The following is a 12,450-nucleotide window of genomic DNA, read 5'->3' as shown; positions in this document are numbered from 1 at the left end:
CGTTCAGCGGACGGTGACTGGACAGGGGCGGTGCGTGATCCCAGGGTGTCCGTATGGAACAGGGTGTTCTCAGGAGGGCCGCGCTCACGCTGACAGCCGCCGCGCTGGTGCTCGGGACGGCCGTCCCGCAGGCCGGCGCCGCTGCCCTGCCGTGGGAGGACGGGCCGGTGGGCACGGTGGGGAAGCTCCTGTGGGACGCGGGCGGCGGGCGTCTCGGCATGTGCTCGGGCGCGGTCGTGGACGCGCCGAACGGCAGCGTCGTCGTGACCGCCGCGCACTGCGTCAGGACGCAGGACAACCCGGAGCCGCCGGACGAGGTGTGGTTCGTGCCGGGCTACGACCACGGGAAGGACCGGTACCGCGAGGACGGGTGGCGCGTGGCGTCGTTCCACACGCCCGAGGGCTGGGACACGGCCCGCGACACGACGGAGATCCTGCACCACGACTACGCGTTCCTCACGCTGGCCGAGAAGGACGGCGTGACGGTGCAGGAGGCGCACGGCGCGAACCGCCTGGAGTTCGAGCCCGTCCCGGAGGACCGCGACGTCGCCGTCCTCGGGTACCCGGCCCTCGCGCCGTACGACGGCGAGTCGCTGCACTGGTGCGGCGGGCCGACGGAAGTGCTCGCCGAGGGCGAGGCCGACCCGGCGAACACCGGTGGCCTCCTGCTGCGGGACTGCGACCTGACGGCCGGCACGAGCGGCGGGCCGTGGCTCCAGGACTTCGACGCGGCGGCCGGCGGCGGCACCGTCGTCGCGGTGATGTCGGTGGGCAGCGGCGACGGCGACGTGGTGGGCCGCCCGTTCCCCGCCGAGGCGCGGGCGCTGTACGACGGGGCGGCCGCCACCCGCTGACCGCCGGCCCCTGCGTCCCGGCCCTCTCCGGAAGGGCCGGGACGCAGGGGCCGCGCGCCTTTTTCCTCCCCGGGTACGGGATCGCTCCCACCGTCCTGTTGAGTGGAATAGACTCAACTTATCGTACGTTGGAGCTGGCAGGCCCAGTGGCCCGACCGAACCGGACGGAACCAGACGGAGGAGTACCGCTCGTGAACGCCGAGCTGACCAACAGGAGCCGGGACGCGATCAGTGCGGCCAACGACCGCGCGCTCACCGGCGGCCACCCCGACATCACCCCGGCCCATCTGCTGCTCGCGCTGCTCACGGGCCAGGACAACGAGAACATCCAGGACCTCCTCGCCGCCGTCGAGGCCGACCAGGCCGCGCTGCGCTCGGGCGCCGAACGGCTGCTGGGCGGCCTGCCGCGCGTCCGGGGCGCGTCCGTGGCGAGGCCGCAGCCCAACCGCGAGCTGCTCGCCGTCATCGCCGACGCCTCCCGGCGCGCCGGGGAGCTGGGCGACGCCTACGTCTCGACCGAGCACCTGCTGATCGGCCTCGCCGCCGAGGGCGGGCGCGCGGGCGAGCTGCTGACCGGGCAGGGCGCGACGGCCGACAAGCTGCTCGCCGCGTTCCAGGCCGGCCGGGGCGGGCAGCGCGTGACGACGCCCGACCCCGAGGGCACGTACAAGGCGCTGGAGAAGTTCGGCACGGACTTCACGCAGGCCGCGCGCGAGGGGCGGCTCGACCCCGTCGTGGGGCGCGACCAGGAGATCCGCCGCGTCGTCCAGGTCCTCTCCCGCCGCACGAAGAACAACCCGGTGCTCATCGGCGAGCCCGGCGTCGGCAAGACCGCCGTCGTCGAGGGCCTGGCGCAGCGCATCGTGAAGGGCGACGTGCCCGAGTCGCTGAGGAACAAGCGGCTGGTCTCCCTCGACCTCGGCGCGATGGTGGCCGGGGCGAAGTACCGGGGCGAGTTCGAGGAGCGGCTGAAGTCCGTGCTGGCGGAGATCAAGGACAGCGACGGGCGGATCATCACCTTCATCGACGAGCTGCACACCGTGGTCGGCGCGGGCGCCGGCGGCGAGTCCGCCATGGACGCGGGCAACATGCTGAAGCCCATGCTGGCGCGCGGTGAGCTGCGGCTCGTCGGCGCCACCACGCTGGACGAGTACCGCGAGCGCATCGAGAAGGACGCCGCGCTGGAGCGCCGCTTCCAGCAGGTGCTGGTCGCCGAGCCGACCGTCGAGGACAGCATCGCGATCCTGCGCGGGCTCAAGGGCCGCTACGAGGCGCACCACAAGGTGCAGATCGCGGACGGCGCGCTGGTCGCCGCCGCCACCCTGTCCGACCGCTACATCACCTCCCGGTTCCTGCCCGACAAGGCCATCGACCTCGTGGACGAGGCGGCGTCGAGGCTGCGGATGGAGATCGACTCCTCGCCCGTCGAGATCGACGAGCTGCAGCGCGCCGTCGACCGGCTGCGGATGGAGGAGCTGGCCCTCGCCGGCGAGTCCGACCCGTCGTCCCGCGAGCGCCTGGAGCGGCTGCGCCGCGAACTCGCGGACCGCGAGGAGGAGCTGCGCGGCCTCACCGCCCGCTGGGAGAAGGAGAAGCGGGGCCTGAACCGCGTCGGTGAGCTGAAGGAGCGCCTGGACGAGGCCCGCGGCCTCGCCGAGCGCGCCCAGCGCGACGGCGACTTCGAGGCCGCCTCCAAGCTGCTGTACGGCGAGATCCCCGGTCTGGAACGGGAGCTGGCCGCCGCGTCCGAGGCGGAGGCCGAGGCGGCGTCGGCGACCACCATGGTCAAGGAGGAGGTCGGCCCCGACGACATCGCCGACGTCGTGTCGTCCTGGACGGGCATCCCGGCGGGCCGCCTGCTGGAGGGCGAGACGGAGAAGCTGCTGCGGATGGAGGAGGAGCTGGGCCGGCGCCTGGTCGGCCAGCAGGAGGCCGTACGGGCCGTCTCCGACGCCGTGCGCCGCAGCCGCGCCGGGATCGCCGACCCGGACCGGCCGACCGGCTCGTTCCTCTTCCTCGGCCCGACCGGTGTCGGCAAGACCGAGCTGGCGAAGGCGCTGGCCGACTTCCTCTTCGACGACGAGCGGGCGATCGTCCGCATCGACATGAGCGAGTACGCCGAGAAGCACGCCGTCGCCCGGCTCGTCGGCGCGCCCCCCGGCTACGTGGGGTACGAGGAGGGCGGCCAGCTCACGGAGGCCGTCCGCCGCCGCCCGTACTCCGTGGTCCTGCTCGACGAGGTGGAGAAGGCGCACCCGGAGGTCTTCGACGTGCTGCTCCAGGTCCTGGACGACGGGCGGCTCACGGACGGGCAGGGCCGTACGGTCGACTTCCGCAACACGATCCTCATCCTCACCTCCAACCTCGGCTCGCAGCACCTGATCGACCCGCTCGCGAAGCCGGAGCAGCGGCACGAGGAGGTCATGGCGGCGGTGCGGGGCGCGTTCCGCCCCGAGTTCCTGAACCGTCTGGACGAGACGGTCGTGTTCGACCCGCTGACCGGCGACGAGCTGAGCCGTATCGCGCGGCTCCAGGTCGGGCTGCTCCAGCGGCGGCTGGCCGACCGGCGCCTCACCCTGGACGTCACGGAGCTCGCGCTGCGCTGGCTCGCCGACGAGGGCATGGACCCGGCGTACGGCGCCCGTCCGCTGCGCCGGCTCGTGCAGACGGCGATCGGTGACCCGCTGGCCCGCAGGATCCTCGCCGGGGACGTGCGGGACGGCGACACGGTCCGGGTGGACGCGAGCCCGGACGGGGGGCTCGTCCTGCTTGCCACGTCCGGGAGGGCGTGAGGGAGTATGGAGGGCGCCCCCGCCGCCGTACGAAGGGACCAGCCCGTGTCCGTCGATCCGTCCGCGATTCCGAACTTCGGAGGACAGCCGCCGAAGCGGCAGGAGGGTGACAAGCAGGGCCGGCCGGAAGGGCAGCCCCGGCGGCCCACCGCGCCGATCCTGCCGAACCAGGACCTCGTGAAGCAGCTCCTCGACCGCATGAAGCTCAAGTACGCGGAGGACAAGCAGGGCGACCTCGTCGCGCCCTGGAAGTCCTTCCGCACGTACTTCCTCTTCCGCGGTGAGAAGGCGCAGCGCCTGATGTCCGTGCGGACGTTCTACGACCGTCCGCACGGCATCGACGACAAGCCGATGCTGCTGGAGAGCATCGACGAGTGGAACCGCACCACCCTGTGGCCCAAGGTCTACACGCACACCAATGACGACGGCACCGTCCGGCTCATCGGTGAGGTGCAGATGCTGATCGGCACCGGCGTCGGCTTCGACCACTTCGTCGCGAGTGTGATCAGCTGGGTCCGGGGCGCGGTCGAGTTCGACAAGTGGCTGGTGCAGCGCCTCGGCCTGGAGAAGGACGCCCCGGAGGAGGACGGCGCGCCGGAGGCCGGTTCCGAGGGGGAGCAGGGGGACGCGTCGTGATCGTCGCGTTCTCCGTCACGCCGATCGGCGCCGGCGAGGACGTGGGCGAGGAGGTCGCCGAGGCCGTCCGCGTCGTGCGCGCCTCGGGGCTGCCGAACCGCACCGACGCCATGTTCACGAGCGTCGAGGGCGAGTGGGACGAGGTGATGGACGTCGTGAAGCGCGCCGTCGCGGCCGTGCAGGCCCGCGCGGGGCGCGTCAGCCTCGTCCTGAAGGCCGACCTGCGCGAGGGCGTCACGGACGGTCTGAACAGCAAGGTGCGGCGCGTCGAGGACCTCCTCGGCTGAGCCCGCGCCGCACGGTCCGCGGCCCGCACCCCGTCCGGGGCGCGGGCCGCGGTCGTTCAGTCCGCCATGACGGACGAGATCCAGTTCTCGTGGTAGGTGGCGCTCGGCATCACGTTGGGGTCCTCGCCGCAGGTGTCGACGCTGCGGCTCTCGATGGCCACCAGCTCCCAGTGGCGGTCGTTCCACCACACGGCGGGCGTGCCCGAGTCACCCGAACAGTTGCCGGTGGGCGGGTCCGCCGTGTCGTCGACGCACAGGTCGCCCTCGGTGAGGTCGTAGATGCTGCCCTTGACGCACGCGTCGTCGTCGATGACCTCGGTGTCGAGCTGGTTCAGGGTCACGGCGGCCTGGGTCTGGCCGATGGCGGTGATGCCCCAGCCGATGACGCGGAGGTCGGCACCGGGTTCGGCCTCCTCGTCGGCGATGCGGATGGGGCGCACGGGGACGGAGTGGTCGAGCCGCAGCAGCGCCACGTCGCTCTCCCGGTCGTCCGGCGTGGTCCAGTAGTCGGGATGGACGAACGTCTCGACCACGTCGGCCGTGCTGCCCCCGGTGGTGCGGTCGTTGGAGCCGACCCGGATGTCGAACAGGTCGGCCGCGTACGGCTCGCCGGCCTGCTGGTCGAAGACGCAGTGCGCGGCGGTCAGCACCCACTCGCGGTCGATGAGGACGCCGCCGCAGCGGAACCGGTGGTTGCCGCCCTGGTCCCAGTTGAGGGCGGTGACGAACGAGTAGTTCTGACTGGCCGGGTCACCGCCGATGATGCGCGGTGACACGCCGTCGTCCGCGTGGGCGCCTCCCTGGAAGGTCGCCAGCATGCCGGCGGCCAGTGCGACGGCGAGCGTTCCCCTGATCCTGGACTTCGTGATCAACGTGCCTCTCCTCGTGCCGAGTTGGGCAGTGCGGGCACAGCATAGGGGAAGAATGCGAACGTTTGCTCGAATGTGTGCGGGGTAGAGATCACCGCTTCGGGAGCGCCCGGCCGGCCCCGCGCCGGAACGACGGAGGCCCGCACCCCGTCCCCGGGATGCGGGCCTCCGTCGCGCTGCGTCCGGCGCCGCTCAGGCTGCCGTACCGGCCGCCTCGGCCGCGACCTCCTCCGCGAAGTGGCACGCCACCGGGTGGCCCTGCCCGCGGTCCTTCAGCTCCGGCTCCTGCGTGGCGCAGATGTCCTGCGCCTTCCAGCAGCGGGTGCGGAACCGGCAGCCGCTCGGCGGGTCGAGCGGGCTCGGCACGTCGCCGGTGAGGACCGTGCGGCGGCGCTCGCGCTCCTTGCGCGGGTCCGCCAGCGGCGCCGCCGACAGCAGCGCCCGCGTGTACGGGTGCGCGGACCGCTCGTACACGTCCTCCCGCGTGCCCGTCTCGACGATCTTCCCGAGGTACATCACGGCCACGCGGTCCGAGATGTGCCGCACCACCGACAGGTCGTGCGCGATGAAGACATAGGCCACGCCGAGGCGCTCCTGGATGTCCTCCAGCAGGTTCACGACGCCCGCCTGCACCGACACGTCGAGCGCGGACACCGGCTCGTCCAGCACGAGCAGCTTCGGGTCGAGCGCGAGCGCGCGGGCGATGCCGATGCGCTGGCGCTGGCCGCCGGAGAACTCGTGCGGGTAGCGGTTGCCGTGCTCCGGGCTCAGGCCGACCAGCTCAAGCAGCTCGGCGACGCGGGCGCGCCCGCCGTCGCGCCACTGGCCCTGCACCTTGAGCGGCTCGGCGATGATGTCGTTCACCGGCAGGCGCGGGTTCAGCGAGGCGTAAGGGTCCTGGAAGACCATGCCCGCCTTGCGCTGCACCGGCCGCAGCTGCGTCGCCGACAGGCCGGTGATCTCCTGGTCGTCGAACCGGACCGACCCGGACGTCGGCCTGATGAGCTGGAGCACGGCCCGCCCCGTCGTGGACTTGCCGCAGCCGGACTCGCCGACGACGCCCAGCGTCTCGCCCTTGTCCACCGAGAACGACACGCCGCTGACGGCCTGCACCTGACCGACCGTGCGGCGGACCAGGCCGCCGCCGCGGACGGGGAAGTTCACCACCAGGTCGGTGACCTTCAGCAGTTCGGTGCCGGTCGCGGCCTCGTCCTTCGTCAGGGGGAGCGGAGTGGTGGTCATCGGACCTCCTCGGATGCGGAGCTGCGGAAGAACGCCGTCGGGTCGTCCGCCTCGGCCAGTCGGTCGCTGTGGTGGCACGCCGCGAGGTGCCCCGTGTCCTTCGGCGCGAGCTCGGGCTCCCGCTCGCGGCACACGTCGGTGGCCAGCGGGCAGCGCGGCGAGAACGGGCAGCCCGGCGGCAGGCTGATCAGCGACGGCGGAGTGCCCTTGATCGGCCGCAGCCGCTCGTCCCGCTCGCCCTCCAGGGATGGGATGGACCCGAGCAGCCCCGCCGTGTACGGCATGCGCGGCTCGTAGAACACCTCGTCGGTCGAACCGATCTCCACCGGTTTGCCCGCGTACATCACGAGCGTACGGTGCGCCATGCCCGCGATCACGCCCAGGTCGTGCGTGATCATCAGGATCGCGGCGTTGACCTCGTCCTTGACCTCCAGGAGCTTCTCCAGGATCTGCGCCTGGACCGTCACGTCGAGCGCGGTGGTCGGCTCGTCCGCGATGATCACGTCCGGGTCGTTGATGATCGCCATGGCGATCATCACGCGCTGCCGCATGCCGCCGGAGAACTCGTGCGGGTACGACTTCAGCCGCCGGTCCGCCTGCGGGATGCCGACGAGGTCGAGCATCTCCTTCGCCCGCGCCAGCGCCTTCTTGTACGGCACGAGGTGGTGCGCGAGCACGGCCTCGGCGAGCTGGTCGCCGACCGAGCGGACCGGGTTCAGCGAGGTCATCGGGTCCTGGAAGATCATCGCGATCTTCCGGCCGCGCAGCGACCGCTGCTCCTTGGGCCGCAGCGCCAGCAGGTCCTGGCCGCGGTAGCGGATGCTGCCGCGCACCCGGGCGTTCTTCGGCAGCAGACCCATGACGGCCATCGACGACACCGACTTGCCGGAGCCCGACTCGCCGACGATGCCGAGGACCTCACGGGCGTGCAGCGTGTAGTCGACGCCGCGCACCGCCTTCACGACGCCGTCGTCGGTGGGGAACTCGACGGTGAGGTCCTTGACCTCCAGGATCGCTTCGTCGGACGGCGGCCGGGTGTCGGCCAGGGACCGCGCGTCGTGGACGTCCTCGGCGGCGTCCGTCACGGACGCCTCGACGCCGGGGTCGGGCGCGGTCGGGTTGTTCACAGGGGGAGTCAGGGAAGACATCAGTCACGCACCCGGGTCTGTCGGGGGTCGAAGGCGTCGCGCAGGCCGTCGCCGATGAAGTTGACCGACAGGGCGATGGCGATGATGAACACGCCCGGCCAGTAGAAGAGCCAGGGGCGCACCGTCAGGGCCGTGCGGTAGTCGTTGATCAGGCGGCCGAGCGAGGTGTCCGGCGGCTGCACGCCGAGGTCGAGGAACGACAGCGCGGACTCGGTCAGCACCGCGCTGGCGATCGCCAGGGTCGCCGACACGATGATGATGCCCATCGTGTTCGGCAGGATGTGCTTGAAGATGATCCGCCGGGCGCGCGTGCCGACCGAGCGCGCGGCCTCCACGTACTCCTTCTCGCGCAGCGCCAGGACCTCGCCGCGCACCAGGCGGGCGATCTGCGTCCACAGGCACAGGCCGAGGAACAGGGCGAACAGCACCACGCCCTTGCCGGCCACGATCGCGCCGATGAGGCCGGCGATCAGCAGCGTCGGGACGGCGATCACGACGTCCGTGATCCGCATCAGGACCGCCTCGACCCAGCCGCGGAAGTAGCCGGCGGCCGCGCCGATGATGGTGCCGACGATCGTCGAGACGAGGCCGACGATCACGGCGATCATGAGCGACACCTGCGTGCCGCGCATCGTGAGCGCGAAGTAGTCGCGGCCCACGTTGTCCTGGCCGAACGGGTGCTCGCCGAGGTGCACGCCGCCGCCGCCGAGGAAGCCGGGGATCACCGACAGGGTCGGCTTGGCGTCGCCGGAGATGGAGCCGGTCGCCGTCGGCGACTTGTCCCACCAGCCGGGGATGGGGCCCGCGCCGATCGAGGTGACCGCCAGCAGGACGACCAGGAGGAAGAGGAACATGCCCACCAGGGCGCCCCGGTGCCGGAAGAACCGGCGCCGGATGAGCTGCCCCTGCGAGCGTGCGACGACGGTGAGTCCATGGGCTTGGGCATCGCCCGGGGCCGCCGGGGCCGCTTCCGCCCCGGCCGGCTGCGCGTTCTGCGTCATGGCCAGTCTCCTTTACGACAGCCGGATGCGGGGGTCGAGGACGGCGTAGGCCATGTCCGCGATCATGTTGAACACGACGATCGCGCCGCCGCTGACGACGAAGAACGCCATGATCGGCATCGGGTCGCCCTGGGTGATGCCGACGGTCAGCAGGTTGCCCATCGCGGACCAGCCGAAGACCCGTTCCGTGACCACGGCGCCACCGACGATCGTGCCGATGTCGTACGCGACGAGCGTCGTGATCGGGATCAGGCCGTTGCGCAGGACGTGCCGCGTGATGACGGCCCGCTCGCTCAGGCCCTTGGCCCGGGCGGTGCGGACGAAGTCCTGGTTCATGACCTCCAGCATGCTGGCGCGGGTGTACCGCGTGTAGGTCGCGAGGGAGATCAGGACGAGCGCGAGGGTGGGCAGCGCGAGGTGGCCGAACGAGTCGAGGCCGCTCTCCCAGAACGTGCCCTCGTAGTTCGGGGTCTCGGCGCCCACCGTGGAGATCGGCCGGTTGCCCACCGAGTCGCTGTAGTCGGCGAACGACTGCAGCATCCGGTCGACGAAGATCACCGCGCCGGCGAACAGGCCGGTGAGCGCGGCGGCCGGGACGGCGCTGCGGCGGTACAGGTCGCCGCCGAGGAACCAGCCGATCGCCCCGGAGACGACGATCGCCACCACGGCCAGGCCGAGCAGCGTGAGGATCTGCGGGTCGTCCAGGACCGGGTCGAGCGCGAAGTACGCGACGATGCCGAGCGCGGCGGCGATCAGCGACGCCTGCAGCGGCGGCTTCCATTCGAGGCCGCTCACCAGGGTCGTGAAGCCGATGGCGCCCGCGATGGCGGTCAGCGCGACGACGACCGGGCCGAGCCCCGGGTCGGCGAACCACTCGGTGACGGACAGGACGTACAGCAGCACGGCCATCGCGGCCGTGGCGCTCACGAACGCCGTGATCCGCGACCTGCGGTCCCCGACGATGATGCCGCCGCAGAACAGGCCCGTGATCAGCGCGATGCCCCCGATGAACATCGGCGATATCTCGGGGTCGGCCAGCCAGTCGTTGAAGTCGAGCGCGAGGAACTGCTTGAGCAGCGTGCCGACCCAGAACAGCGGGAGCGAGAAGCAGACGAACGCCACGAAGGTGACCACCTGGTCGAGCGCCGAGTACTGGCGCAGGGCCGAGATGACACCGATGGAGATGCCGATGACGATCGCGAGGACGGTCGCCCCGGTGATCAGCTGGAGGGTCGCGGAGAACGCGGTCTCCAGCAGGTCGTTGACACTCTGGCCCTGCCGGTTGACGCCGAGGTCACCGGTGAGGGCGTCGCCGAGCCAGCGGACGTAGCGGAGAGCGGTGGGATCGTCGAGATGCATCCGTTCGGTGATCTCGGCGATGGCGCTCTCCCGCGCGTTGTCGGGTAGCTGCCGCGCCTCGGCGAGAGGGTCCCTGACGTTCGTCGAGAGGAAGAACACCACCACCGAGGCGGCGAAGAAGACCCAGATCGAGACGAAGAGCCGCCGCGCGATGAAGACGAGCATGTGCGCTGACTCCAAGGTGTTTCGGGGGCGGTTGGCGGGTTCACCGGGGGCGGACCGGTGACGTGGGGGGAGTGGGGGAGTTGGGGTCGGCCGCCGACGCGGGACGGGGCCGGAGGACATGTCCCCCGGCCCCGCCCGGCGTGTGCGGATGACCGCCGACACCTGCCAGGTGTGTGGTGACGGTGTGCGACGGGGTGCGGTCCGGTGCGGTGGGCGTCCGCCTACCCCACCGGACCGCTGTCACCCGCCGTCCGTCAGGACTTGCTCCACTGGTCGGCGTTCCAGGTGATGCCGTTCTGCGCCGGGTTCGGGATCACGTTCTGGACCTGGCTGCCCCAGGCGGAGATGCCGGGGTGCTGGTACAGCGGGATCGTGACCATGTCCTCCCAGGCGAGCGCCTCGACCTGGGCGGTCAGCTCGATGGCCTCCGTCTGGTCCGAGGTGCGCATGAGCTGGTCGAGCAGGTCGTCCATCTCCGGGGAGGAGTAGCAGCCGTTGTTGTTGCCCTTGCCCACGGGGGAGCACTCGGACACGGTGCGGTAGGTCGAGTTCCAGCCGGAGCGCTCGGAGGAGCCGGCCCACGCGAACATGGCCACGTCGAAGCGGTTCTGCGCCAGGGCGCCGTCGGTGTCGAAGAAGTCGGCGGCGGCCTCGAACTCGACGTTGAAGCCGGCCTCGTCACAGGACGCCTTGATCATCGTGCCGGCGTCGACGCGGCGCTGGTTCTCCAGCGTGCCGAGGCGCACGGTCGTGCCGACCGCGTCCTCCTCCTCCAGGATCTCGCGGGCACGCTCCACGTCCGTGGTGCCGAACTCGTCGATGTACTCCTGGGAGGCGGCGATGGCCTCCTCGTAGCCCGGGTCCCAGGGCGCGACGTTGCGGACGTCCTTGACCACGGAGTCCGGCACGACCGGGCGGATCAGGTTGTCCACGAGCTGCTCGCGCGGCACGCACAGGGCGAACGCCTGGCGCAGGGCGAGGCTGTCGGCGAAGGGGCCGTCGTTGAAGTTGAAGTCGAGGTGCTCGTAGGTGTACTCGTCCTCGACCTGGCTCTCCACGCCGGAGGCCGACTGGATCTGCTGCGCGATGTCGACCGTCGGCTGCGGCTCGATGATGTCGACCTCGCCGTTCTGCAGCGCCTGGACCTGCTCCTCGTCCGCGATGGTGCGGAAGACGATGCTCTCGGCGGCCGGCGGCTCACCCCACCACTTGTCGTTGTAGGTGAGCGTGACGGACTGGTCGGCGACGTAGTCCGTGACCTTGTACGGGCCGGACGACGGGATCAGCGACGCGTCGGGCAGGGCGCCGGAGACGAGCCAGCCCTCGTTGTAGAAGTCGGCCGCGGCCTGGAGCGCGGAGGCGTCGTCGCCCTGGAGGGCGGCGATGAAGTCCTCCTCGGACGAGAAGCCGCCCTGCTCCCAGACGACGTGCGCGGGCATGATGGCGTTGTTGCCGTGGCCGGGGCTCGCGGTGACCCAGTCGGCGAAGGGCTCGTCGTAGACGAGGGTGAAGGACTTGTCGCCCGGAGCGCACTCGGGCATCGCGGTGTCCTCGATGCCCTGGGTGCCGACGGCGGAGAAGAGGCCGTCGAAGGCGCCGCTCTGGACGGTCCACCACAGGAGGACGTCGTCGCAGTCGATCGAGGTGCCGTCCGACCAGACGGCGGCGTCGTTGATCGTGTACTCGACGGTCAGCGGGTCGTCCGAGGTCTTCTCGAAGGTGCCGAAGTCCTCGTTGCGGACGGGCTGGCCGTCCTCGTTGCCGTAGGTCCAGAAGCCGGAGATCACCTGCTCCATGACCTGGCCGTTGGCGACGCTGTTGGCGCCGGCCGTGGCGTTGTTCCAGCTCTGGAACGGCTGGGCCATGGCGTAGGTGACGGTGCCGGAGGGACCACCACCCGCGTTGCTGTTCTCGTCATCGCCGTTGTCGTCGTCGCCGCCGCCGCACGCGGAGAGGACGAGGGCCCCTCCGAGCGCGGCCACGAGGACCTTCGACGTTCTGCCGAAACGGGTCATCTGTGGGCCTTCCGCGGTGTCATGGCTTCTGGTGTGAAGTTGGGCTGAGCTTCCTCACAGATCTGGGCGCGAACAAGTGCGG

10 protein-coding genes are annotated in these 12,450 nt (G+C 71.3%); 4 read left to right on the top strand and 6 right to left on the bottom strand.

Going from position 1 to position 12,450, the window contains the following annotated elements:
• Positions 1–53: 53 nt before the first annotated feature.
• The 4 genes from EMA09_RS13395 to EMA09_RS13380 all read left to right on the top strand — a co-directional run bounded on the left by EMA09_RS13395 (position 54) and on the right by EMA09_RS13380 (position 4,569).
• Positions 54–854: a trypsin-like peptidase domain-containing protein gene (locus EMA09_RS13395; RefSeq protein WP_129841275.1), complete on the top strand. Its 801-nt coding sequence runs from the start codon at positions 54–56 to the stop codon at positions 852–854.
• A 191-nt stretch (positions 855–1,045) separates the two neighbouring features.
• On the top strand, positions 1,046–3,646 hold the full coding sequence (gene clpB / locus EMA09_RS13390; protein ID WP_129841274.1) for an ATP-dependent chaperone ClpB: 2,601 nt from the start codon (positions 1,046–1,048) through the stop codon (positions 3,644–3,646).
• A 45-nt stretch (positions 3,647–3,691) separates the two neighbouring features.
• Positions 3,692–4,282, top strand: a complete 591-nt coding sequence (locus EMA09_RS13385) for a YbjN domain-containing protein (protein WP_129841273.1) — start codon at positions 3,692–3,694, stop codon at positions 4,280–4,282.
• Positions 4,279–4,569: a thiamine-binding protein gene (locus EMA09_RS13380; protein ID WP_129841272.1), complete on the top strand. Its 291-nt coding sequence runs from the start codon at positions 4,279–4,281 to the stop codon at positions 4,567–4,569. The genes EMA09_RS13385 and EMA09_RS13380 overlap by 4 nt, the downstream gene beginning before the upstream one ends.
• A gap of 56 nt (positions 4,570–4,625) precedes the next feature.
• On the opposite strand, the gene EMA09_RS13375 is transcribed toward EMA09_RS13380, so the two are convergent.
• The 6 genes from EMA09_RS13375 to EMA09_RS13350 all read right to left on the bottom strand — a co-directional run bounded on the left by EMA09_RS13375 (position 4,626) and on the right by EMA09_RS13350 (position 12,368).
• The gene (locus EMA09_RS13375) at positions 4,626–5,441 is read right to left on the bottom strand and encodes a serine protease (RefSeq protein ID WP_129841271.1); all 816 of its coding nucleotides are present in this window, start codon (positions 5,439–5,441) and stop codon (positions 4,626–4,628) included.
• 189 nt (positions 5,442–5,630) lie between these two features.
• Positions 5,631–6,680: a dipeptide ABC transporter ATP-binding protein gene (locus EMA09_RS13370; RefSeq protein ID WP_129841270.1), complete on the bottom strand. Its 1,050-nt coding sequence runs from the start codon at positions 6,678–6,680 to the stop codon at positions 5,631–5,633.
• Positions 6,677–7,807: an ABC transporter ATP-binding protein gene (locus EMA09_RS13365; protein ID WP_240796381.1), complete on the bottom strand. Its 1,131-nt coding sequence runs from the start codon at positions 7,805–7,807 to the stop codon at positions 6,677–6,679. Before EMA09_RS13365 ends, EMA09_RS13370 begins: the two co-directional genes overlap by 4 nt.
• 20 nt (positions 7,808–7,827) lie before the next feature.
• Entirely contained in the window at positions 7,828–8,829 is a 1,002-nt protein-coding gene (locus EMA09_RS13360) for an ABC transporter permease (RefSeq protein ID WP_129841268.1), read from the bottom strand.
• A gap of 12 nt (positions 8,830–8,841) precedes the next feature.
• Complete coding sequence (locus EMA09_RS13355) at positions 8,842–10,353, bottom strand: ABC transporter permease (protein ID WP_129841267.1); 1,512 nt, start codon at positions 10,351–10,353, stop codon at positions 8,842–8,844.
• Positions 10,354–10,607: 254 nt separating this feature from the next.
• Positions 10,608–12,368, bottom strand: a complete 1,761-nt coding sequence (locus tag EMA09_RS13350; protein WP_129841266.1) for an ABC transporter family substrate-binding protein — start codon at positions 12,366–12,368, stop codon at positions 10,608–10,610.
• Between the last annotated feature and the right edge of the window lie 82 nt (positions 12,369–12,450).

It is taken from the genome of Streptomyces sp. RFCAC02 (assembly GCF_004193175.1).
GTDB lineage: Bacteria > Actinomycetota > Actinomycetes > Streptomycetales > Streptomycetaceae > Streptomyces.
Note: the sequence above shows the minus strand (reverse complement) of the source record. Positions and strands in the feature narration are given on the sequence as shown.

Bases quoted from the DNA above. Each gene is read 5' to 3' on its own strand.
- EMA09_RS13395 (WP_129841275.1), top strand. From the start codon at position 54: ATGGAACAGGGTGTTCTCAGGAGGGCCGCGCTCACGCTGACAGCCGCC.
- EMA09_RS13370 (WP_129841270.1), bottom strand. From the start codon at position 6,680: ATGACCACCACTCCGCTCCCCCTGACGAAGGACGAGGCCGCGACCGGC.
- EMA09_RS13360 (WP_129841268.1), bottom strand. From the start codon at position 8,829: ATGACGCAGAACGCGCAGCCGGCCGGGGCGGAAGCGGCCCCGGCGGCC.
- EMA09_RS13355 (WP_129841267.1), bottom strand. From the start codon at position 10,353: ATGCTCGTCTTCATCGCGCGGCGGCTCTTCGTCTCGATCTGGGTCTTC.
- EMA09_RS13350 (WP_129841266.1), bottom strand. From the start codon at position 12,368: ATGACCCGTTTCGGCAGAACGTCGAAGGTCCTCGTGGCCGCGCTCGGA.